Here is a 21,017-nt window from a genome sequence, read left to right as displayed (position 1 = left end):
CTAGGACGTTTTACCTGCGGTTTCGCGGGTCGCATCGCCTACCTGTCCGCACCCGGTCCACAGGCCGCCGAGAACGGCGTCCATGACGGTCCGGGTGCGGTCTTCTTCACCCGGCCACAGGTGCGCGTAGATCCGCAGCGTGATGACGGCGGACGCGTGGCCGAGGACGAGCTGGACCTGCTTGACGCTCGCTCCGCCGGCGATGAGGGCGGAGGCGTAGAAGTGGCGCAGGTCGTGGGTCACCATGTGCGGCAGTTCGACGGACTTGCGTGCCTCGCGCTCGGCCGCTTCGTTGGGCCGGGCGCCAGCGGGCGCCCGAGCCTGAGGAGGGGTGAACGAGCCCCGCACCGCGTCTCCCGCCGATAGCACCGAGCCCCCCGTCCCCGACTCCATCTCCCCACACGCCGAGCTGTCTGCCCGTCAACCGCCCGCCGCCGTTGAGCAGCCCTCGTGGCGTGAGCCTGACGCCCCCGCGCTGCCCGCGCGGATGAACTGCAAGCGCACCATTGAGAAGCGCGACCAAGAGAAGAAGATCGGCTTCACGCCGACCGCAGTCCGCCTCATCGACGCCGAGGCCAAGCGGCGCCACCAGAAGTTCGCAGGCTTTGTCGGCGACGCCGCCCTCGCCATCGCGCTCGGCAAGGCGGGCATGGTCGGCAGCCCGGAGGACGACCCCATCCGCCCTCTGGTGGAGGCCATCGAAGCGCACACCAAGGCGCTGAACCGGATCGGCACCAACCTGAACCAGGTCACGGCAGCCATCCACTCCGGCGCGATACCCGAGCGTGCCGAGGTCGTCCTCGACCGCATTGAGCAGGCCGCCCAGGCCAGTTACGCACTCATGGACCTGCTCCTGGCGGAAGGAGCCGGTCATGGTGCCTGACGTCTCCACCGGCTCCAGCACCCTCGGCCTGATCAACTACCTCTTCGGCAAGGGGCGGCGCGACGAGCACACGGACCCCCACATCGTGGCCGCCTGGGACATGGCCGGCGCCCCCGACCCCGGCCGCGACCACGCCGCCACCTACACCCAGCTCGCCCGGCGCCTGGACCACCACGTCGACCTCCGCACCCGGGAACTCGGAGGAAAGCAGCCACCGCAGCATGTGTGGCACTGCCCGGTGCGCACCGCACCCGGCGACCGCTACCTCACCGACGCTAAGTGGGCCGAGGTTGCCCGCCGCGTCGTAGCCGCCACGGGCATCGCCCCCGAGGGAAACGACAAGGCGTGCCGCTGGATCGCGGTACGGCACGCCGACGACCACATCCACCTCATGGCCACCACCGTCCGAGCCGACAGCCGCCGCCCTCGTACTAACCGGGACGGCTGGCGGGCACAGCTGGAATGCCGCAAGATCGAGGCCGAGTTCGGGCTGCGCCGCCTGAAGTCCGGTGACCTCACCGCCCCGCGTACCCCGACCGGCGCCGAGCGGGCGAAGGCGGAACGCCAGGGGCGGGAGGAGACCGCGCGGGAGTGGCTGCGCGAGCAGGCGTACGCGGTCGCCGCCGCCGTACGCAGAGCATCGACGAGTACTTCACCGTGCTGCGCTCCCTCGGCATCCAGGTCAAGCCGCGCATCGGCCCCGAGACCGGCGAGGTGACCGGCTACAGCCTGGCCGCCCCTGGCGACACCGCCCAAGGCGAGCCGATCTGGTACGGCGGCTCAAAGCTCGCCCCCGACCTGTCCGGCAACCGTCTGCGCGAACGCCTCCCGACCCAGGAGCTGGACGACCGCCCTCAACCGATGGCGGACCCGGCCGAGCCGTGGCACCGCGCCGAAACCGCCATCCGCCACGCGCACGCCGTCCTCGACTCAGGTGGCGAGGCCGTGGCCCAGGGCCACCTCTATGCCTTCGGCGACACCCTCCACAACCTGGCCCTCGCCAGCCACGGCCCGCACCGGGCCGAACTACAAGCAGCGGCACAGGTGTTCAACCGCGCCCGCCGTTCGGCGATCCGGGCCGACCATCAAGCCGCCACCGCTCTGCGGGAAGCCGCCAAGGAACTCGCCTACGCCACACACGATCCGGGCGGACTCGCCATCGCCCTGCTCTTCGCCGCGCTCTACCTGTCGCGGGCAGCTGCCAAGTGGCACGAACAACGCGGCCACGAGCAGCAGGCCGCCGCGGCTGAGCAAGCCTTCCGTCACCTACAGGCCGGTTACCAGGAAGCTGCCGCGCCGGTCCTGGCAGATCTCACCCGACGCGCGCCACGCGCCGCCACCATCAGCCGCTTCGAGCAGGATCTGCGCGCAGCCCTCCCCAACCAGGCCGAACGGGTCCTCGCCGATCCCGCTTGGCCAGCCCTGACCACAACCCTCGCCCGCGCCGAGACCGCCGGCCACTACCCCCGGCGTCTCTTGGCTGAAGTCGCCGCCCTGCGAGAACTCGACACCGCCGAACGCCCCGCCGAGGTCCTCAACTGGCGCATCACCGTCCAGCCGAACAGGCGAGCACAGGCAGCACGCAAGCGAAGCAGCACACCGGGAGGGTCCTCTCGGCCCCTGGCTCTCCAGCCCTCGGCCACGACGCCGGCCTCCAGGCCCGAGGAACGTGGACGACATCGATAGATCAAGCAGTCGGCTCGGCTCTCGGACAGTGTTGACGTCCTGCTCCGTGATCACTTCAGGCTACTTCGGCTCCAGGAGCACCAGCGGATTCGCTGGCTGGCACGACGGACAAGCGGTCAACCCATTTCATGACCTCAGCCAGGTGCTCGGCCAACAACCCGATGTGGGGATCAGGCTGGACCAGGAAAGTCGTTATCCCACGCGCCGTGCGCTCTGCTGCCCAGGCATGGTCGTCGGCGGTGAAGTCGTCGTCGACCCAAGCAACAGGCATGTCGCCCAGCCAGACATCGACATGGTCTCGTTTCCAGAGATAGCCGTTGGGGTGGCTGGTGGTGATCTGCGGACGCGGGAGGTCGACGTATGGCAGAGACGGGAGGCCGAGGAGCGGCCCGATCAGTGTGGTGGCGTCCTGGCGCCAGCTCGTGCACCAGACCGGGGTGACCAGGCCGGTCCGTATCACGTCCATGAGCAAGGGGCCATGGATCGGGCTGAGCCAGACGGTGACCGGATCGTCGGCGCTACGGCCGGTGGGAACGACGTCGTGGCGGTCGTGGGTGGCCGGACTGGTCCCATCGGCGTCCGGGAAGGGTATGAGGACGCCGTCGACGTCGAGGAGCAGATAGGGCGGGCGCATCGGTTTCTCCCAAGAGACGGCGGAGTGGGGGTCAGAGCTTGCGCGCGGTGATCAGCAACGTGGTGGGCCAGAGGCCGCGGCGGGCGTCATGGAACTCCTGGGCCGAGGTGAGCCAGAGGCCGGCGCGGTCGAGGTGTTTCTCCCAGCGGTCGGCATCGAAGTCCCAGCGGGCGATGGGTAGGCGGGTGCGGTCGGGGAGAGTGACGTAGTCTCGGCGGGGTCGGTCGTCGGCGGTGGGTCGCAAGCCGCCGCGCTTGGGATGGGGGACGGAGAAGGCGAGGGTGCGCCCGGGTTTGAGGTGCTGGGCGATGGCCGGGAGCAGAAGCTCGGGCGCTACCAAGCCGATGGCCCCGAAGACGGAGTAGATGGCGTCGAACTGCTCGTCGGAGGCTTGCAGGTAGTGCAGGGCATGGCCGGCGACGAAGGTCAGGTTGTTCAGCCGCCCGTAGTGCGACCGAGCCCGGCGGACCTGCAGCCCGACCAGATCGACACCGGTGACCTGGGCGCCGTAGCGGGTGGCGAGGTGGGCGGCGTTGTGACCGGGGCCGCAGCCGAGTTCCAGCAGCCGCTTGCGGCGCAGGTCCGAGCCGAGAATCTCGGCGCCGGGCCCGCTGCCTGGCCGCGTTGTCCATTCCATCCGGGCGGGTACCGACAGCGGCTCGGCGGGGCTGGCCGTAGTGCGCTGGAGGGCGTGTACGTACCACGGGGAAGCCTGGGCGAGCACGTCAGACCTCCAGGAAGTGGAGGATGTCGGTGAGATGGCGGCGTACGGCCTTGACGTAGCTGGGGTCGGTGGCCTGGTCGTTGATCCAGCGGATGGACTGTTCCATGAACCACTCGACGGCCCACATGCGGTGCCAGCCCAGCGCCCAGTTCTCGGCGGTGAGTCCGCCGCGCTGGGTGAGAGCGTCCGGGGTGCCGCCAGCGGTGACGTACTGCTCCAGGAAGACACGGAGGCGTACGGGGTTGGGGGTGTCGAGGGTGCCGTGCCAGCTGGCGAGGTCGAGCAGGCCGGGGCCGGTAAAGGCGCGGGCGAAGTCCAGCAGCCGCCAGCCGTGTTGGCCAATGTGGAGGCTCGTGGGGTGGAACTCGGAGTGCACCCAGCCGAACGGCGCCACCGTCGTACCGGCCGACCGGGCCTTGGCGGCCTGAGCGATCCGGTCGAGCGCGTCCTCGATGTCGTCCGTGTCTTGCCAGCGCTCGGCCTTGCGGAGCTGGGCGAGGTGTTCCAGGGCCCGGTTCGGCAGTGAGCGGAGGCGGACCTGGTCGAGGACGGGCAAGGCTGCAGCCGTACGGGTGCCGTGCAGGACCACGGCCGCGGCGGTGCCGTCGAGGTCATCGGCGTCGCGGACGGCGGGGCCGAGGTCTTCCATGAGCATGCCGAGCCAACCGTCCAGGACGGCGGAGGCGTGGATCTGCGGGACGGGGACGCCGAGCGTATGTGCCAGACGGAGGGACTGATCCTCGCTGTCGAAGGGCCGCTTCGCGTACTTGAAGATCGCGGTGCTGGCGTCGGGGAAGGTCAGGCGCTCGACACCGGACATGGACCACACGCGCACCTCCTCGCGCACGGCGGTGGTCCGTCCGGCCATGGTGAGCAGGTTGTCGAGGAGTTCGGCGCTGGGGTTCGCGGTCACGTGGGGGCTCCAGGGAGTTTGGGGGCATCCGGGGCGGGCGAGAGATGCCGGCCCGCCCCGGAGCCTGGTGTGCGGTGTGGTGCTATGCGGCAGGGCTCACGCGATGGGCGTAGACCTGCTCGATCCAGCCGGCCTTGAAGGCCGCGAGGCCGTCGCGGAAGGCGGTCATCGACGCACCGTAGGGCGCGACAACGCCGCCGGACTGGTCCGGCACGGACTGGCAGCCGTGCACGAGCCGGCCGCCGAGGGCGGCGTGAGCCTTGATGGACTCGATGCGGCGGTGCTCGTTGAACCAGCCGCCGTGGTACACCTCGTCGAGCGTCCCGCCCATCTCGTCATCCAGGTCGAAGACGACGGAGGTGGCAGCGGGGAAGAACCAGCACGGACCGACGTTGGAGATGTGCCCGTCCAGCTCCACCTTGTTCAGCGCCATCAGCGTGGCCGCCTCGCGCAGCATCCGCAGATGCTCGGCGGTGATCTGCGGCAGGCCGAGGCCGGCGAGGTGCTCGTCGCGGAACAAGTAGGCGTACACCTCGTACGCCGTGGACATGACTCGGGCGGCGTCCGAGGTAGAGACGGCGTGGGCCTTGATGAAGTCCAACGCGAGCTGCTCGACCGCGCTCTCGGTGGTCTCCTGCAGCTCCAGGAGCTGGGACTTGACCAGCTCCCAATCGGCGACGAGCCAGGTGTTGGACTCGAAGCGGAAGAAGTACTCGGCCGGGTCGATGGTGATGCGCCGGCCGTCGACCTGGATGCCGGGCAGGCGGCTCCAGCGCTCGTCGAACGCCTCGGGCAGTACGACCGTGATGGCCGTGGTGTCGATGGTGGTCACCGTGTCTCCGTCTCTGATCGGCCGGGTTCGGGCACAGGAATGCCCGAACCCGGTGTAGGCGTACGGAACTTCGGGGGCCGCCCGGCCGAAGGGGGGAGCCTGGTCACGGTGTCGGACCGGGGCCGGGCGGCTGATGTTTAGTGAACCCTCCGTCACGCACAGTGGGTACGGTGAGAGGCAGTTGAAGCGGTATACGCGGTTTACAGCTCTGGAGCGGAGGCGATCGTGGCAGCGCCGAAAGGGCCCAACTCCCGCCTGCGTGACGTCATCGAGGCGATCGGCTGCACCTACGAGGCCCTGGCGAAGGACATCCGGCGCATCGCGGCCGAGAACGGCGAGATCCTCCAGACCAACAAGTCGGCCGTCTCCCACTGGGTGAACGGCACACGCCAGCCGACCGGACGGACCGGCCAGTACCTCGCTGAGGCGCTGTCCCGCCGGACAGGCCGCCCCATCACTCTGGTCGAGATTGGCCTTCGAGCACCCGAAACTACGGTGGCGCAGGAGCCCGATCCTGTTCTGGCCGCCACCGATCTGGGCCGTGCCGACGTCGAACGCCGCCGCTGCCTTGCCGTGGCTGCCTTCACCACGGCCGGGGTGGCCATGCCGCTCTTCTACGACCACGAGGCCACCGCCCGGATGTTGCGGGCCCGCACCGGCAGCTCCCTGGTCGGGATGGAGGACGTGGACGTCGTAGGGCAGATCACCGCGGCTTTCAGCGCGGCTGATGAACGCCTCGGTGGCGGCCACGGCCTGACCACGGTCACGGCCTACCTCGCCGACACCGCCGCTCCCATGCTCCGCGGCCGATTCCCGAATGAAGCGCTACGGCAAGCGGCCTTCGGTGCCGTCGCCGAACTCGCGTACCTCGCCGGGTGGAAGCACCACGACCTCGGCCAGGAAGGGGCCGCCCAGCGCTATTACCAGGTCGGCTACCAACTCGCCTGCGAAGCCGACCCGCGCGGCCACGCCGCCTGGATGATGCGCGCCCTCGCCCACCAGGCACTGAGCCTCAAACAGCCCCACCACTGCGTCGACCTCGTCGAAGGCGCCCTCACCCGCGGCCTGGGCCACGTCGACGGCCAGACCGAGGCGCTACTGCACATCACCCACGCCCGCGCCTACGCCGCGGTCGGCGCGAAGCCCGCAGCGGCCCGCGCCCTGCTCGCCGCCGAAGACGCCCTCCTACGCGACGACGGGCCCCAGCCCAGCTACTCCCGCGTCAGCGGCCCGGCCGCCGGCACTGTCGCCAGCCACACCGCCCGCACTCTGACCGACCTCGCCGACCACGTCGGTACCGAGCAACAGCACCGCGATGCCCTGGTGCGCTGGGACCCCGAGAAGTACAAGCGCGTCCACGCCCTCACGCACGCCGACCTCGGCGACAGCCTCGCCGCCCAGGCCCGAGCCGACGAAGCCGTCGCCGCCTGGTCACAGGCCCTGACCCTGATGGAGGGAATGACGTCCGACCGCACCCGCAAAGCGATCACCTCGCTCCGCTCCACCCTCTCCATCTATCAGCGCCGCAAAGTGCCCGGAGCCGCCGAACTCGCCCGCCGCGCACGCGAAGCACTGGCCTAAGCTGCCACCATCCGGCCGACGAAGGGACACAAGCCGTGGCTCAGCGGACCACCGACGACCAGCCCAAAGCCCTGCCGCCCGCCCTCGAATCCATGACCCTGCTGGTCGCCGCCGTCATCGTCCACGACAAGGCCACCAACCGCGTCGTCCTCCTCCAGCGCAGCCAGAACGCCAAGTTCGCCCAGGGCATGTGGGACCCCCCCGTCGGCAAGAGCGAGCCCGGCGAGCCCATCACGGAGACCGCCGTACGCGAGCTGTACGAGGAGACCGGCCTGACCGTGAAGCCGGAGTCCCTGAAGGTCGCCCACATCATCCACGGCGCCTGGGGCGTCGAAGCCCCCAACGGCTTCCTCACCGTCGTCTTCACCGCCCACGAATGGACCGGCGAACCCGAAAACCGCGAACCACGCAAACACTCCCAGGTCTGCTGGGTCGATGCCGACGCCATCCCCGCGGAGTTCGTGGACACCACCGCCAGTGCCCTCCACCGCTACCTCGCGGGTGGTCCGGAAGTCTCCCTCGACGGATGGCAATAGAGCGCAGACACCCTCATGGACTGAAAGGACCGGCGTTGAAGTTCCTCCTCCACTTCTATGCGATCGTGTCGGCCCTGGCAACCGTCGTGACGCCATAGCGATACTGGCTGCTGGCTGCTTTGTCTTCGTTGCCCTCGCTGCCGGAAGACCAGGGTGGGTGATCAACCGAACGCCGTTATTGCGCGGGCGCGTGCATACACGGATTCGAGTGCTGATCCGCGAAACCGAAGGAGACACCAACGCCACTCCCAGGTCAGGCTCGAATCATGAAATCCACGTGCTCTAGTCAGGGCTAAGAGGGGATCATTCTGGTACAGCCCCACAGCCGCGACCAAGATAGACGCTCTGTGCTGGAACGATTGAGATGACGTAGCCCATGACCGTGCACACCTTCAAGCTGGCCTTTTCCCAGATCACCTGCTCAAGGTGCGGTGTCAACCGCATTCGGGGCGTCGAGTGTCCCGACTGCGGCAGGCGACCCGAGCCGTGGGAGGTAGACACGGCCAGTCTCGCGCGTCGGCAGGCCGCCGCGCGGGCGCGGACGGTTCTGTCACAGCCGGTCCCCCTGGTGTCCTCGCGACAAATGGACGCCACCGAGTTCTTGCATGCCGATGTCTTCGGCAGCCTGAGCGAGTGGATGGGTATCTTCTTCGAAGCCGCGACAGCCACGGCTGAAGGTAACGTCCAGGGCGCTGAGGATCTTGAGCGCGCGGTGTCCGAGTACGTCAAGTTGCGTGCCATAGTTGACGGCGCTGATGGAAGGCGTCCTCTGCGGGCGCTTGTCAAGCACCTGCGTGAGCTGGCAGGCGAGTTGGACGCCGTGGTCGATGCCTACCTTGCAGCGCTGCTCGCGGCATCTCCCCTGCAGGCCCAGAATCTGGCCAGCACCGCGCAAAAGCACCTGGACCGCACCGCAGCACTAGCCGATCAAGCAGCGGTCATCGCAAACACCATCAGCGTGATGACCAAACAGCGCGACATCGCACAAATTCAAGATTGTCTGTTGGCGCGGGCGCTGGAGGCGTGCCAGGCTTCGGACCTGCTGGCCCTGGACACCGCTGGCCGTGACGCGCTTATGCAGTTGGTATCTTCGCGCGGGGTGCCCGGCTCCGGGATTCTGTTCGCCGTGCACGACCTGCAGGCCCGCAGCCTATTCGACCCCGACCAGTTCCACGAGGTGCTGCATCGCGCCTACGAAGTATTCCGGTCCAGCCCGACAGTCTTGCGGACGCTAGCCGCGACGCCTTTGTTCGAGGAGGACTTCAAGCGGGCCGTCTGGGAGCTGTTCGACGGCTCCATGGAAGCTGCGCACGCGATGGACAACGCGGTCCACTCTCGGCAGGCTGGCCGCGCGCTACTTGGTATGGCTGCCGCCCTGGTCGAGGGGCCGGGGCAAGTCATTGCGACCGTCCTACTACTAGCCTGCGGCCGAAAGTCGGCCGCGTACGAGAACCTGCGGCACAAGAACGCCACTGACCTGGTGAACACCGCCCAACAGGAACCAGCCCTGCAAGGACTCATCAACGGCTTGGACAGCGACCTGCGCACCGGTCGCGCTCATGCCCTGGTTCACTACGAAGAAGACTTCGCCGTGATCGAGCGCAAGTCCAAGACCCGCAAGGTGGCGTGGGCCGATGTACTCGATGGGGTTTTCCAGGGGTACGAGAGCGTCTTGGCCTGCCAGTTGGCGCTGCTCCAGGCACTGGGCGAACTCGGGTTCACCAGCTTCGGACTCGACGGCCTGTGGCACAGCCTTGGTTTGACTGCCGAGCAGATGACCACAGCCGTCCTGGAGACGATGAACTGCCACGATGTCATCATCACGGCCAATGACAAGCAGTGGCAGGTCGAAGCCCGGACAGGCTCCGAGACGCCCTTGCCGATGCTGATCGCTATGCTCCAGCCGACCCTGCCGGAAGACTTGGAAGAACTGGTCTTCACCGCGCATCAGGACAGCGGTATCCACATCCTTGCCGGGCCCATCGCCCCGTGGCGTGCGCTCTCGGAAACAACGGAGGATACCGACGCACACCAGCTGGCTTTCCTTCGCGCCCAGCTTCGCTGGACGTACGACGGTACTCCTTGGCTACCCACCAGCTTTGTGCGTAGATGGATGGCCGGGCAGGCCGCCAATGCTCTGCAAGCAACGCCTGCGACAGCCGTCGCGCGATTGCGCGAACTACGCGAACTTGCTGTGCTCGCCACAGACGATGACCTGGCGTGGGCACTGTCTGGGGCGATTCGACACACACGTCTGGGGCAAAACAGCGATGCAACAGCAGAGCTAACCCAACTGACGACCTGGGGCACCGCGCCTGCCGCAGGCCCAACATGGTGGCAAAACTACAAGGCTCCTAATCGCTAGCCCCCTTGATGGCGATATCTGAAGCTGCGCTATGTTGAAGTGGCAGTTCAGGAGCCTAGTCTCCGTTGGACGGAGAGCTGTCGGCCAACTCGATCCCCCGAAGACGCTGGAGCCAGCGGACAAAAGCGAACGCCGCCGCGCCGCAGCCACCAACCCAGCCCCACCCCTCAGTCAAAAGGGTGTGCACTCCATCGTGCTCGGCGATGTAGACCACCAGCAGTGCAGGTGGCACGCCGATAAATGTCTCCCGACGGTTCCTCGTCTCCAACGTCCAGTCGACAGGACGCCACAAACGTCCAAGACCGTCACGAAGACGGCACCGAACAGCGGCAACGAGCACTCCCAACGCGTACCGTCGTTGCTGCCAGGTGGTGAGAGAGACGCCGGCATCAGGGTCACCGTCGAGATCAGCCAGCCATGCTGTGCGCATGCCACGCCGATCCCCTGCAATTATAGCTGCCAGGGAGGCCAACCGCTCCGCTCGTGGCTCCCGGCGCTGCTGCTCGCGAACGAACGTCACGTTGAAATCGTCGATAAGGGCCGCCACGTTCGGGAGGCTCTGGAGGCGTTCAAGGAAGCTCGGGGTCGGCTCCTGCGACACGTCATCGAAAGCCGCCTTGAGACGTCGCTGCGCGTCAGCCTCGGCCTTGCACCTCGCACAAGTCGCGAGGTGCGCAAGTACGCGTTCACGTACACCGTGGCCAAGCTCGCCATTCACCAAGGAGGCCATACGCTCTCCGAGGTGGTCTGCCCCCAGTCCAGGCGTACGGTCCTGATCATGCTCCGTCATGCTGCACCGCCCGCAGGCCGGAAACCGAACCGGGCACGGCGTGCATTACGCGCCTCCAGCGCTTCAAGCGCCTGGGCACGACCAGCCCCCGTGAACTCGTAGAACCGTCGTGCCGGACGCCCAGGATGAGCTTCCGTCTCATCCCAACAGCTGAGCCAGCCACGCTCCAGAAGGCGGTCAAGAATGGGATAGACGGTGCCGGGGCCGAGATCGGCATCACGACAGATACTCAGACCCCACGCTGGCGCGTTGGGCTTCGCATCGAGGAGCACCCCCAGGACCGCCATGGTCGACTTGGTGAGCCTGATGTTGGACATGTCTCCAAGTGAACCATGTATCGAGTACGAGCAACAAACGTATATCGAGTACGAGCATCAACTGGGTCGCCCCATGGAAGGCCGAGAGTGCCTTCAAAGCCAGGCGTTCTGGTGTCACAGTCCGCACCCAGTCCGCAAGACACCCGCTCAAAACCGTCGCACCCCATCGCCACCCATCACCAAAAGGCCAGGTCAGCGCCCTGCGCGAAAGATCCCCGCAGGTCACCGACCCGGCCCATTACTAGGAGACCAAGAAGGCCTGATCCAGGCCGTGTTCGCGGCTCCGTGCGCGTTCGGTGGACGCGCGGGGGGAAGCGGACGAGAAGGGGCCCGGCCGGGATTCCGACGCTGTTGGTTATTTCGGGGCCCGGCGTGACGTCGGCCTTCCAGACCTGGTTGTGGTCTGGAAGGCCGACGTTGTGGTTTGGGGTGGGTGCAGGTGTCGATGCAGCCGAAGGGGTCTGGGGAGATTCCGGCGGAGACGGTGCGGGTGGCTCGGGCCGCGTTCCCGAAGGGGAGTTTGGCGATCCGGGTTCGGGACGAGCTGGGGCCGCTGTTCACGGATGAGGAGTTCGCGGACCTGTTCCCGGTGCGGGGCAAGCCCGCCTGGTCACCGGGGCGCCTTGCGATGGTGCTGGTGTTGCAGTTCGTGGAGGGGCTGACCGACCGGCAGGCCGCGGAGGCGGTGCGGGCCAGGATCGACTTCAAGTACGCGCTGGGGCTCCGGCTGGATGATCCGGGGTTCGACTTCTCGGTGCTGTCGGAGTTTCGGGATCGTCTGGTTCAGGCGGATGCCGGCCGGCGGATGCTGGACGGCGTCTTGGTCGCGGCCCGGGGCAAGGGCCTGCTCAAGAGCGCGGTACGAGCCCGGACCGACTCCACACACGTGCTGTCGGCAGCACGGGAGCTGTCCTGGCTGGAGATGGTTGCCGAAACGCTGCGCTCGGCGCTGAACGCGCTTGCCAGGCCGCCCCCGCATGGTTGGCCCAGGTGGCAGAGCCGGAGTGGTTCCAGCACTACGCCACGAGGGCCGAGGAATCCCGGTTCCCGAAGGCCCGCGGCAAGCGGGACGAAATGGGCTTGCGGATCGGCCGGGACGGGATGTGGCTGCTTGAGGCCGTCCGGTCCCGGCAAGCGCCGCCCGGCCTGCGGGCACTGGAGCAGGTGGAGACTCTGCGGCAGGTGTGGGTGCAGCACTTCCACCAGGTTGAGGACGAGGTGAGGCGGCGGGACCCAAAAGACCGCCCGCCGGGCGCGATGCGCGTGGTCACTCCCTATGACACCGAGGCACGCGGCAGTGTGAAACGGAACATCACCTGGGACGGATATAAGGTCCACCTCACGGAGACGTGCGAGGCGGACGCCCCGAACCTGGTCACCAACGTGGCCACCACCCTGGCGACCGTTCCGGACAATGTGATGACCGAGGAGATCCACTCGTCCCTCGGTGGACGGGACTGCCTGCCCGGCGAGCACTGGGTAGATGCCGGATATCCCTCCGCCTCCGCGATCGTTGCCGCCCGGCGTACGCATGGCGTCGCCCTGCACGGCCCGGTCCCGGCCAACACGAGCGCCCAGTCAGCCACGGCGGGTGGCTTCGACCAGGAAGTGTTCACCATCGACTGGGAGACCAAGCAGGTCACTTGCCCAGGAGGTCACACCTCCTCCGGCTGGCACGAACGGCGTTCCCAAGAAGGGCTGCCTGTGATCCGGGTGCGGTTTTCCATGATCGACTGTCGGCCCTGTCCGGTCCGGCGCGAGTGCATCAACTCGCCCACCGCCATCCGCCGTGAACTGCGGCTGCGGCACTACGACGAACACCATGCAATCCGCACGTCCCGGGCCGAGCAGCAGACCGAGGGCTGGAAGGAACGCTACAAGATCCGCGCCGGGGTCGAAGGCACCATCTCCCAAGGTGTCCAGCGCTGTGGCCTGCGCAGATCCCGCTACCGAGGCCTGGCGAAAACCAGCCTCCAGCACCAGCTCACAGGCGCCGCGATCAACCTCGCCCGCATCGACGCCCACCTCACCGACACACCACGAGCCCCCACCCGCACCAGCCACTTCGCAGCACTTCGCCCCGCCGACCACAAGGCCGACGGGGCGAAGCAACAGGGCCCGAAATAACCAACAGCGTCAGTTCACTCCCCGGGCCCCTTCTTCGCTGTCCGGGAAGCCTGAGGGGCGGGGCGGCCGGATTCGAACCGGCGTCCTCCTCCATGCTGTGTAGGCGCACTGCCTCTGTGCTACGACCCCACCTTGATCAACATCCTACGGCGAAGCGCGCCCCACCAGGAAGGGGGGCCACGGGGCGGAAATCGGTTGGCCGGCCCCGGGCCGCCCGCCTACCTTGACGGCGTGATGGATCAGAGGGACATGCCGCTGTGCCGGGTGATCGTGCTCAACGGCGGGTCCAGTTCCGGCAAGTCCGGAATCGCCCGGTGCCTCCAGGCGGTGCTGCCCGGCGCCTGGCTGACGTTCGGGGTCGATTCGGTGGACGCCGCCATGCCCGCCTCGCTCCGGGCGGGCGGGGAGGGGCTCGGACTCGGGGCGGACGGGTCGGTGAGCGTGGGCCCCGAGTACCGGCGCCTGTCGGACGCCTGGCGGCACGGTGTCGCCGCCATGGTGCGGGCCGGCGCCCGCGTGGTGCTCGACGAGGTGCTGCTCGACGGCGCCGACGGCCAGCGGCGCTGGGAGCACGCGCTCGACGGCATCGACGTGCTCTGGGTCGGGGTGCGCTGCGACGCCGACACCGCGGCCGGACGTGAGACCGCCCGCGGCGACCGGATTCCCGGCATGGCCCGCGCCCAGGCCGAGTCCGTGCACCTCGGCGTCCGCTACGACATCGAGGTGGACTCCTCCGGTGCCGAGTCCATGGCCTGCGCCCGGCTGATCGCCGAGCACGCCTGCCAGGACCGCCCCGCACTCTCCTCCCCGCTCCGGGAGCGGTGACGGCGGGCATGCTCGACGGCACCTGAGAGGCGGGCCGCGTGGTTCACACGCTTCGGGCGGAACGCGTGACCACCGGCACACCGCGGAAGGTCGTCCTCCGGGTTAGGTTCGAGGGCATGGACCCTCTGGAGCCTCCGTACCCCCGGCTTCTCGTCGACCGCTACGAGCCCGCGTTCCGCTTCTACGAGACCGTGCTGCCCACCCTGGCGGGCTGCACCCTCGCCCGGGGCAACCCATCGTCGGGCTACGCCAGTTGGGACGCCGCCGACGGCCGCACCGCGCTCGCGCTGTTCACCCGGTCGGCGATGGTGTCCGCGCTCGGCGAGGACCGGGTCCCGCGGGGCGGCTCCCTCGTGATCCACGTGGCCTCGCGGGAGGCCCTCGACGCCGCGGTCTCGCTCTGCGCGCAGGCGGGCGGCACGGTCGTGGCCGGGGCGCGCGATCTGCCCGAGTGGGGTCCGGGGCTGCGGGCCGCGCACCTCCACGACCCGGACGGGAACCTGGTGGAGCTCCAGACGTACTAGCCGCGCGAGCCTCGCGCCGCCGTCGCCCTACGCCAGTCCCTGCCGTACCAGCCCGACCACTTCCTCCTCCGTGAGCCCCAACTCGCGCGCTTGGTCGACCAGTTCGCGCACCCGCAGCATCAGCGCCGCCCGGCCGCGCGCGCCCGTGTCGTCCACGACGACCGCGCCCCGGCCCCGGCGGAGCTCGATCAGCCCCTCGTCCCGCAGCCGCTGGTAGCCCCTCAGCACCGTGTGGAGGTTGACCCCCAGGGAGTCGGCGAGGGTACGGGCCGAGGGGAGCCGTTCGCCCGGGGCCACCTTGCCCTCGGCGACGGCCCGGCGGACCGATGCCGCGATCTGATCGCCCAGGGGCTGCGGCGAGGCGGGGTCGACTCGGAAGAGCATCAGCGCCTCCCCGCCGCACGGTGGGCCAGGGTGTTGAGCAGGGCGGCGGCCGTCGTCGAGTCGTCCACGGTCACCGCGAACTCCCGCCCGCCCCTGCGCCGTACGACGATCGCCTCACCCGAGCGCAGCATCAGACCCGACTTGCCCGGACGCATCCGGTAGCCCCAACCCCCGTACTCCGCCAGGATCTTGACCTCGCGGCTGACCGCCCGGTCGACGTCGGACAACGGGACCCGGATCCGCGGCCAGGGCAGCGCGGTCGGGCGCGCGGTCAGGCCGCGCCGGTCGACGGTGACGTACGGGCGGGAGAAGGCGAGGCAGAGCAGGCCGCCGCCCAGCATGGCGAGGGCCGGGCGCCAGCCGCCCGCGTACAGCAGGACGAGGCCCGCCGCCACGACCGCGAGGCCCGTCAGAAGCAGCACCCGCGACGGCGCCCGGCGCATCCAGCCCGCCACTTCGCCCTCGGCCAGATCGAGCTGCTCGGCCTCGCCGGGTCCGGGGGACGGCGCGGGGGCGGGCAGCGGCACGGTGAGCAGGAGCAGCGAGCCGATGCCCGCGGCGAGGGCGCCGCAGCCCGCCGCGACGGTGAGCTGCCACGGCGGCATCCGCACCCGCGCGGGGTCGGCCGCGTCGGCATTGGCGAGCAGTACCGCGACCATGAGGTAGCCGACCAGCCCGGCGACCGCGTACCCGGCCCCGATCATCCAGCGCATCCCGCGCAGGACCGGGTCCGCGGTCCGCGCGACGATCGTCCACAGGGCGGCGAGCCCGAGGTGCACGACGAGGACGAAGACCAGGTACGAGGTGTGGCTCTGGGTGCCGTCGGCAGTGCCGCCCGCGGTGAAGTGGCCGGCCATCGGGTCGGGCAGGCGGCCGCGCAGGAGTGCGTACGCCGTGAGGTCGACGGCCAGGGCGAGCAGGAACGGCAGCACGGAGATGGCCACCAGGCGGTACCGGACACGATTCATCGAAGCCTCCTTGTTCGCATAGTAGTAGAACAATGCGAGCCGCTGGAAGGGCGCTGCCCCGGGAACGCGGAGCGGCCGCCCCACACCGCGGAGTCCGGCTGGACTCCCCGGTGCGCGACGGCCGCGGAGGAAGGTGAGCGAAACGGACGGGGGGACGGGGAGCGGTCAGATCGCGTCCAGCGCGGACGGCTGGAGGCTTGCGCCGGACGGCAGTTGGCGCCGGATGTCGTCGAGCACCGAACCGAAGTCGAGCTCGGCCCGGCCGCTGGCGTACACCGCTCCGCCGAAGTGCAGGGCGACCCCGAGGTCGGGCTCCGGGGGTTTGAGGGAGAGCAGGCAGCTGAGGGTGGCCTGCTGGACGGCGCCGTCGGCGGCGACGGGCACGGGCATGTCCCATTCGAGTACGAAGTCGCGAAGTCTCCCGCCGTCGAGCGCGAAGGTGCCGCTCTCCGTCGGTATCCCCGGTACCGGGCCGAGCGAGTCGAAGCTCGCTCCGGCGAAGTCGACCCCCCTGATCCGGGTACGCAGCTGCGTCCCGTCAGTGGTGATCGTCAACGCTTCGGATCCTAGGCGGTCCCGGTACCAACCCGCCCATGACTGTGGTGTCATGGGCGGAGATTAGCGGCGTACCCTGCCGTTCGTCACAGGGGGTGACCGAAATGAGTGTTACCGCTTCCTTGTGTACTTCGAGACGACCGCCCCGTTGTCGAACGACCGGGTGTCCGTCAGCGCGAACCGGCGGGGCTCGAACGCGCCCCGGACGACGCGGATTCCGTCGCCCGCGAGCACCGGGTACGTCTTGATGACCAGCTCGTCGATCTCCTCGGCCAGCTGACCGGCGAGGTCGCCGCCGCCGCACAGCCAGATGCCGAGGCCGTCACGCCGCTTGAGTCCGCGCACGGTGGCGACCGGGTCGCCCGCCACCAACTCGACGGCCGGGTCCGGGGATTGAGTGAGGCTCCGCGAGAAGACGTACGTCGTGAGGTGGGCGTACGGATTGCCGATGCCCTCCTTGAGGCCCAGGTCGTAGGTGGCCCGGCCCATCAGGACGGTGTCGTAGTGGGTGTTCTCCGCGTCGTCGAAGCCGAAGTGCCGGCGTCCGGCGGTCGCCATCGTCTCCGGCCAGTGCGTCTTCAGATGGTCGAAGTACGCCGGTGACATCTGATCCATCAGGAACTGGGCCTCGTGACCGGGACCCGCGATGAAGCCGTCGAGGGACATGCCGACGAAGTACGAGAGCTTGCGCAAACCAACCTCTTGGAATGGGGGGTGCGGCCTTCCGTGCTGACCACGACAGCTATAGTGCTTCAGGTGTAGTGGTTTCGCAACCCCGTTTTCCCGCAGAGGAGTTCCCGCATGGTCCGAAACCCGGAACGCAGGACGGCGCTGGTCGACGCGGCGATCGAGGTGCTCGCGCGCGAGGGAGCGCGCGGGCTGACCTTCCGCGCCGTGGACGCGCAGGCGGGCGTCCCCTCGGGCACCTCGTCCAACTACTTCGCCAGCAGGGACGACCTGTTCACCCAGGCCGGCCGGCACATCCACGTCCGCATGGCACCGGACCCGGACGAGGTCGCCGAGGTGATGCGCCAGCAGCCGTCCCGCGAGCTCGTGGCCTCGCTCGCGCACTGGGTGGTGCGGCGCATGACCGCCGAGCGCACCGGCTACCTGGCCATGCTGGAGCTGCGCCTGGAAGCCGTCCGCCGGCCCGCGCTGCGCGCCGAGCTGACCCGGGCGCTCCGGGCGGACCTGGACGCGAACATCCGCTTCCACGTCGACTCCGGCCTGCCGGGCGACGCCGACACGGTGCGCCTGCTGTATCTGGCGGTCAACGGGCTGCTCGTCGAGGCCTTCACCCTGCCCGGGATGTTCGGCGGGGCCGGTGAACAGGGCGTCGCGGAACGGGAGTCGGCGGACGCGGAGACGGCCCGGCTGGTGGACCTCATCGTCGCGCGCGTCGTGCCGGACTGAACCTCCCCCGCCAGGGCGTCGCTCGTGCCACATCGGGCACATCAGCGGGCCGTCCGGCAGCCGCAGCGGCTCGCCGGGTCGTTCGTGAACGCCGCGCCGAGGACCCGCACCACCGCCGCCCGGTCGTCCTGGCCCGCGCGCCTGGTCCGTCTGCCCCTGTCCGTCGCTCCCGACCACGGACCCGCGTCAACCGACGGCCGCGGTACCGGAGTTGACCCGCTCCGCCCAGCGGACCGCCGGGCCCAGTGCGAGGCCCGCGCCGAGGAACAGGGCGCCGAGCAGCAGCCAGCCCGGCACGCCCCAGTCGACGATGAGGGCGGTGAGCAGGAGTGGCCCGAGCATCCGGGCCAGCGGCACCCCCATGCCGAAGAAGCCCTGGTACTGGCCCTGCTGGTCGGCCGGTGCGAGGTCGAAGCCGATCTGCCAGGCCCCCGCGGACTGCATCATCTCGCCCGCCACCTGGAGCCCGCCCGCGACCAGCAGCACGACCACGGCGACCCAGGCGGACGCACCGGCGGCGCTCAGCGCGAACACCGCGCAGGAGGCGAGCATCAGGACGCCGCCGCGCGCCACGGTCCGCCGCGCGCTGGACAGATCGCGTACGGCGGAGGCGGTACGGACCTGGAAGAGCATCACGGCACCGGTGTTGAGCACGAGCAGCACGGACACCAGCCAGCCCGGCGCATCGGTGCGGGTGACGGTCCACAGCGGGATGGCGAGGCTGATCAGCGGCATCCGCAGCAGGAGCAGCGTGTTGAGGAGGGTGACCAGGGCATAGGGCCGGTCGCGCAGCACCGCGAACCGGGGGCCCCGGCCCGGCAAGGCGGCGGTGGGCGCCACCGCGGGCAGCCGGAGCAGCACCAGCGCGCAGAGCAGGAACGCGGCCGCGTCGAGGGCGAACACGGCGAGGTAGGCGGTGCGGGTGCCGTAGTGCAGCGCGACCCCGCCGAACGCGGCGCCCACGGCGAGCCCGGCGTTCAGCGTGGACTGGAGGTGCGCGAGAACGTGGGTGCGGTCCCGCCGCTCGACGAGCGCGGCCAACAGCGCCTGGCGGGCGGCCGCCAGTCCGGTCTGCGCGGTGGCGTAGCAGCAGGCGGCGAGCACGAACGGGAGGAAGCCGCGCACGAAAAGGAAGGCCCCGACCGAGAGCCCGGTGGCGGTGGCGAGCAGGACGGCGACGGTACGCGGGCCGCGCCGGTCGGCGAGCTGCCCGAGCGGCACCCCGGCGAGGGCGCCGACGGCCCACGCGAGGGTGAGGCCGAGGCCTATGCGGGTGGCCGGGAGCCCGACCACACGGCTGAAGTACAGCGCCGAGGTGACCAGAAAGGCGCCGTCACCCAGCGAGTTGACGAGCTGCGCGGCGGCGAGTCCACGGGCGGGCCCGGGGGGAGGCAGGATGCGGGAGGGCCCGGCGGATGACAGGGTACGGGAGGGCATGACCACATCAAACCAGCCCGAGTGGCCCAGTACTGGGGCCACTTGGACCTTGATTCAGTGGGCCATTGCGTGCTGGCGGCCTGCCGGGTCGAGTCGCACCCGGCGAGCGGTCGGGGGCGGGGGCAGAGCGGGTGCGCCTGCGCGGCCATGGCGTGAACTGTCGGAGCGGGGTCCGCCTGCGCGGCCGTGGGGTGGGCGAGGAGGGGTGTTCAGTGGGCGCGGCGGGTCACGAACTCGGCGAGGGCCAGCAGTTCGCCCGCCGCCGTGAGGTCCGGGACGGCGCGCGAGAGGTGGTCGACCGCGCGGGCCATCCGGTCCGCGGCGTGGATCTGGGCCCAGTCGCGGCCGCCCGCCCGGTCGACCGCGTCGGCGGCCCTGCGGACGGCGTCGGCTCCCATCGGCCCCCGGTACAGCTCGGCGAGTTCGGCCGCCGCCGGGGTGCCCGAGCCGAGCGCGGCGACGACGGGCAGCGACTTCTTGTGCGCGGCGAGGTCGGCGCCGGCCGGTCTGCCGGTGTGCCCGGGGTCGCCCCAGATCCCGATCAGGTCGTCGATGAGCTGGAAGGCCAGCCCGGCCTCGCGCCCGAACGCGTCCATCGCGGCGACCTCCTCCTCGCCCGCGCCCGCGTACAGCGCGCCGAGCGCGCAGGCGCAGCCGAGCAGCGCGCCGGTCTTCGCCATCGCCATGGCGAGGCACTCGTCGAGCGACACGTCCTGCGGGCCGCGCTGCTCGAAGGCGCAGTCGGCCTGCTGGCCCGCGCAGAGTTCGATGACGCAGGCCGCGATCCGCGCGGAGGCGGCCGGGGCGGTGGGATGGCCGTCGTCCGCGATCAGCCGCAGGGCGAGGGCGAGCAGCGCGTCCCCCACGATGATGGCGTCCGGCGTGCCGAAGACGGTCCAGGCGGTGGGCCGGTGGTGGCGCGTCGCGTCCGCGTCGATGACGTCGTCGTGGAGCAGCGTGAAGTTGTGGACGAGCTCGACGGCGGCGGCCGCCCGGACCGCTGTCTCGGGCCGACCGCCGAACGCCGCCGCGGCGGCGAGCACGAGGGCGGGGCGGATCGCCTTGCCCGCCTGCCCGCGGGCCGGGGTGCCGTCCGCGCGCTCCCAGCCGAAGTGGTACATCGCGACCCGCCGCATGGAGCCCGGCAGCGACTCGACCGTGGCGCGCAGGTGGGGGTTGACCACCACGCGGGTCCGTTCCAGGAGCTCGACGGCCTCGCGGCCCTCCATGGCTTCCGGCATTGCCAACTAGGGTGCCTTTCCTCGGAGTCGACGGCGGCGCCGGGCGCCCCGGAGGCGGCGCGCCCGGACCGGAGGCTCACCGCCAGCGGCTGACCTCGACGTTCTCCAGGACGCCGAGCGCGTCGGGCACCAGGATCGCGGCCGAGTAGTACGCCGTGACCAGGTACGAGATGATCGCCTGCTCGTCGATGCCCATGAACCGCACCGACAGGCTCGGCTCGATCTCGTCCGGGATCCCCGCCTGCTGGAGCCCGATGACACCCTGCTCGGCCTCACCGGTAC

The 21,017-nt window shown here is 69.8% G+C and carries 18 protein-coding genes, 1 tRNA gene and 5 pseudogenes; 9 read left to right on the top strand and 15 right to left on the bottom strand.

Annotated features, from left to right (window positions below):
* A pseudogene (locus tag DT019_RS37525) lies at positions 1-303 on the bottom strand (tyrosine-type recombinase/integrase); the annotation flags it as partial.
* 28 nt (positions 304-331) lie between these two features.
* Between DT019_RS37525 and DT019_RS37520 the strand changes: the two are divergent.
* Positions 332-883 carry a hypothetical protein gene (locus DT019_RS37520; protein WP_114041480.1) on the top strand — a complete coding sequence of 184 codons (552 nt, stop codon included), beginning with the start codon at positions 332-334 and terminating at the stop codon, positions 881-883.
* A pseudogene (locus DT019_RS37515) lies at positions 873-2,569 on the top strand (relaxase/mobilization nuclease domain-containing protein). The gene DT019_RS37520 and the pseudogene DT019_RS37515 overlap by 11 nt, the downstream one beginning before the upstream one ends.
* A gap of 55 nt (positions 2,570-2,624) precedes the next feature.
* Here the strand turns inward: DT019_RS37515 and DT019_RS37510 are convergent.
* The 4 genes from DT019_RS37510 to DT019_RS37495 all read right to left on the bottom strand — a co-directional run bounded on the left by DT019_RS37510 (position 2,625) and on the right by DT019_RS37495 (position 5,672).
* Entirely contained in the window at positions 2,625-3,203 is a 579-nt protein-coding gene (locus DT019_RS37510; RefSeq protein WP_114041479.1) for an HAD domain-containing protein, read from the bottom strand.
* A gap of 31 nt (positions 3,204-3,234) precedes the next feature.
* Positions 3,235-3,927 carry a class I SAM-dependent methyltransferase gene (locus tag DT019_RS37505; RefSeq protein WP_114041478.1) on the bottom strand — a complete coding sequence of 231 codons (693 nt, stop codon included), beginning with the start codon at positions 3,925-3,927 and terminating at the stop codon, positions 3,235-3,237.
* A gap of 1 nt (position 3,928) precedes the next feature.
* Positions 3,929-4,840: a phosphotransferase family protein gene (locus tag DT019_RS37500; protein WP_114041477.1), complete on the bottom strand. Its 912-nt coding sequence runs from the start codon at positions 4,838-4,840 to the stop codon at positions 3,929-3,931.
* A gap of 82 nt (positions 4,841-4,922) precedes the next feature.
* A complete protein-coding gene (locus tag DT019_RS37495; protein WP_114041476.1) occupies positions 4,923-5,672 on the bottom strand; it encodes a hypothetical protein in 750 nt (249 codons plus the stop codon).
* A 225-nt stretch (positions 5,673-5,897) separates the two neighbouring features.
* Between DT019_RS37495 and DT019_RS37490 the strand changes: the two genes are divergently transcribed.
* From DT019_RS37490 to DT019_RS37480, 3 genes are all read left to right on the top strand, one after another.
* On the top strand, positions 5,898-7,253 hold the full coding sequence (locus tag DT019_RS37490; RefSeq protein ID WP_114041475.1) for a tetratricopeptide repeat protein: 1,356 nt from the start codon (positions 5,898-5,900) through the stop codon (positions 7,251-7,253).
* 35 nt (positions 7,254-7,288) lie between these two features.
* Complete coding sequence (locus DT019_RS37485; protein WP_114041474.1) at positions 7,289-7,789, top strand: NUDIX domain-containing protein; 501 nt, start codon at positions 7,289-7,291, stop codon at positions 7,787-7,789.
* Positions 7,790-8,372: 583 nt separating this feature from the next.
* On the top strand, positions 8,373-10,154 hold the full coding sequence (locus DT019_RS37480; protein WP_147267406.1) for a hypothetical protein: 1,782 nt from the start codon (positions 8,373-8,375) through the stop codon (positions 10,152-10,154).
* A gap of 550 nt (positions 10,155-10,704) precedes the next feature.
* On the opposite strand, the pseudogene DT019_RS40625 reads toward DT019_RS37480, so the two are convergent.
* Positions 10,705-10,944: pseudogene (locus DT019_RS40625) on the bottom strand (zf-HC2 domain-containing protein); the annotation flags it as partial.
* Entirely contained in the window at positions 10,941-11,261 is a 321-nt protein-coding gene (locus DT019_RS37470; RefSeq protein ID WP_189390292.1) for a PadR family transcriptional regulator, read from the bottom strand. The gene DT019_RS37470 and the pseudogene DT019_RS40625, both read right to left, overlap by 4 nt.
* 439 nt (positions 11,262-11,700) lie before the next feature.
* On the opposite strand from DT019_RS37470, the pseudogene DT019_RS37465 reads away from it, so the two are divergent.
* Positions 11,701-13,388 (top strand): annotated as a pseudogene (locus tag DT019_RS37465) (IS1182 family transposase).
* 58 nt (positions 13,389-13,446) lie between these two features.
* On the opposite strand, the gene DT019_RS37460 reads toward DT019_RS37465, so the two are convergent.
* Positions 13,447-13,517: transfer RNA gene (locus DT019_RS37460), tRNA-Ala, on the bottom strand.
* A 105-nt stretch (positions 13,518-13,622) separates the two neighbouring features.
* On the opposite strand from DT019_RS37460, the gene cpt reads away from it, so the two are divergent.
* Both cpt and DT019_RS37450 read left to right on the top strand, forming a co-directional pair.
* Complete coding sequence (gene cpt / locus DT019_RS37455; RefSeq protein ID WP_223279964.1) at positions 13,623-14,213, top strand: chloramphenicol phosphotransferase CPT; 591 nt, start codon at positions 13,623-13,625, stop codon at positions 14,211-14,213.
* A 116-nt stretch (positions 14,214-14,329) separates the two neighbouring features.
* A complete protein-coding gene (locus tag DT019_RS37450) occupies positions 14,330-14,737 on the top strand; it encodes a VOC family protein (protein WP_114041471.1) in 408 nt (135 codons plus the stop codon).
* Positions 14,738-14,764: 27 nt separating this feature from the next.
* Here the strand turns inward: DT019_RS37450 and DT019_RS37445 are convergent, their stop codons facing one another.
* From DT019_RS37445 to DT019_RS37430, 4 genes are all read right to left on the bottom strand, one after another.
* Entirely contained in the window at positions 14,765-15,121 is a 357-nt protein-coding gene (locus tag DT019_RS37445) for a GntR family transcriptional regulator (RefSeq protein ID WP_114041470.1), read from the bottom strand.
* Positions 15,121-16,089, bottom strand: coding sequence for a DUF1648 domain-containing protein (locus tag DT019_RS37440; protein WP_114041469.1), 969 nt, complete (start codon positions 16,087-16,089; stop codon positions 15,121-15,123). Before DT019_RS37440 ends, DT019_RS37445 begins: the two co-directional genes overlap by 1 nt.
* Before the next feature lie 165 nt (positions 16,090-16,254).
* Entirely contained in the window at positions 16,255-16,698 is a 444-nt protein-coding gene (locus DT019_RS37435) for a DUF6304 family protein (protein WP_114041468.1), read from the bottom strand.
* A gap of 57 nt (positions 16,699-16,755) precedes the next feature.
* On the bottom strand, positions 16,756-17,337 hold the full coding sequence (locus DT019_RS37430; RefSeq protein WP_114041467.1) for a dihydrofolate reductase family protein: 582 nt from the start codon (positions 17,335-17,337) through the stop codon (positions 16,756-16,758).
* Between the two features lie 108 nt (positions 17,338-17,445).
* Between DT019_RS37430 and DT019_RS37425 the strand changes: the two genes are divergently transcribed.
* Positions 17,446-18,057, top strand: a complete 612-nt coding sequence (locus tag DT019_RS37425; RefSeq protein WP_114041466.1) for a TetR/AcrR family transcriptional regulator — start codon at positions 17,446-17,448, stop codon at positions 18,055-18,057.
* Positions 18,058-18,243: 186 nt separating this feature from the next.
* Here DT019_RS37425 and DT019_RS37420 read toward each other — a convergent pair whose 3' ends face one another.
* The 3 genes and pseudogenes from DT019_RS37420 to DT019_RS37410 form a co-directional block, all read right to left on the bottom strand.
* Positions 18,244-19,494 (bottom strand): MFS transporter, encoded by a 1,251-nt coding sequence (locus DT019_RS37420; protein ID WP_114041465.1) that lies wholly within the window; start codon positions 19,492-19,494, stop codon positions 18,244-18,246.
* Between the two features lie 209 nt (positions 19,495-19,703).
* Positions 19,704-20,735, bottom strand: a complete 1,032-nt coding sequence (locus DT019_RS37415) for a family 2 encapsulin nanocompartment cargo protein polyprenyl transferase (RefSeq protein WP_114041464.1) — start codon at positions 20,733-20,735, stop codon at positions 19,704-19,706.
* Between the two features lie 76 nt (positions 20,736-20,811).
* Positions 20,812-21,017 (bottom strand): annotated as a pseudogene (locus DT019_RS37410) (Crp/Fnr family transcriptional regulator); the annotation flags it as partial.

Origin of the sequence: Streptomyces sp. SDr-06 (assembly GCF_003324565.1) — a bacterium.
GTDB lineage: Bacteria > Actinomycetota > Actinomycetes > Streptomycetales > Streptomycetaceae > Streptomyces.
The sequence above is the reverse complement of the archived record's forward strand: the minus strand, read 5'-3'. Positions and strand labels throughout refer to the sequence as shown.

Excerpts from the sequence above, each read along its gene's own strand:
- DT019_RS37510 (WP_114041479.1), bottom strand. The coding sequence starts at position 3,203 with ATGCGCCCGCCCTATCTGCTCCTCGACGTCGACGGCGTCCTCATACCC.
- DT019_RS37480 (WP_147267406.1), top strand. The coding sequence starts at position 8,373 with ATGGACGCCACCGAGTTCTTGCATGCCGATGTCTTCGGCAGCCTGAGC.
- DT019_RS37470 (WP_189390292.1), bottom strand. The coding sequence starts at position 11,261 with ATGTCCAACATCAGGCTCACCAAGTCGACCATGGCGGTCCTGGGGGTG.
- cpt (WP_223279964.1), top strand. The coding sequence starts at position 13,623 with ATGGATCAGAGGGACATGCCGCTGTGCCGGGTGATCGTGCTCAACGGC.
- DT019_RS37450 (WP_114041471.1), top strand. The coding sequence starts at position 14,330 with ATGGACCCTCTGGAGCCTCCGTACCCCCGGCTTCTCGTCGACCGCTAC.
- DT019_RS37445 (WP_114041470.1), bottom strand. The coding sequence starts at position 15,121 with ATGCTCTTCCGAGTCGACCCCGCCTCGCCGCAGCCCCTGGGCGATCAG.
- DT019_RS37440 (WP_114041469.1), bottom strand. The coding sequence starts at position 16,089 with ATGAATCGTGTCCGGTACCGCCTGGTGGCCATCTCCGTGCTGCCGTTC.
- DT019_RS37435 (WP_114041468.1), bottom strand. The coding sequence starts at position 16,698 with ATGACACCACAGTCATGGGCGGGTTGGTACCGGGACCGCCTAGGATCC.
- DT019_RS37425 (WP_114041466.1), top strand. The coding sequence starts at position 17,446 with ATGGTCCGAAACCCGGAACGCAGGACGGCGCTGGTCGACGCGGCGATC.
- DT019_RS37420 (WP_114041465.1), bottom strand. The coding sequence starts at position 19,494 with ATGCCCTCCCGTACCCTGTCATCCGCCGGGCCCTCCCGCATCCTGCCT.
- DT019_RS37415 (WP_114041464.1), bottom strand. The coding sequence starts at position 20,735 with ATGCCGGAAGCCATGGAGGGCCGCGAGGCCGTCGAGCTCCTGGAACGG.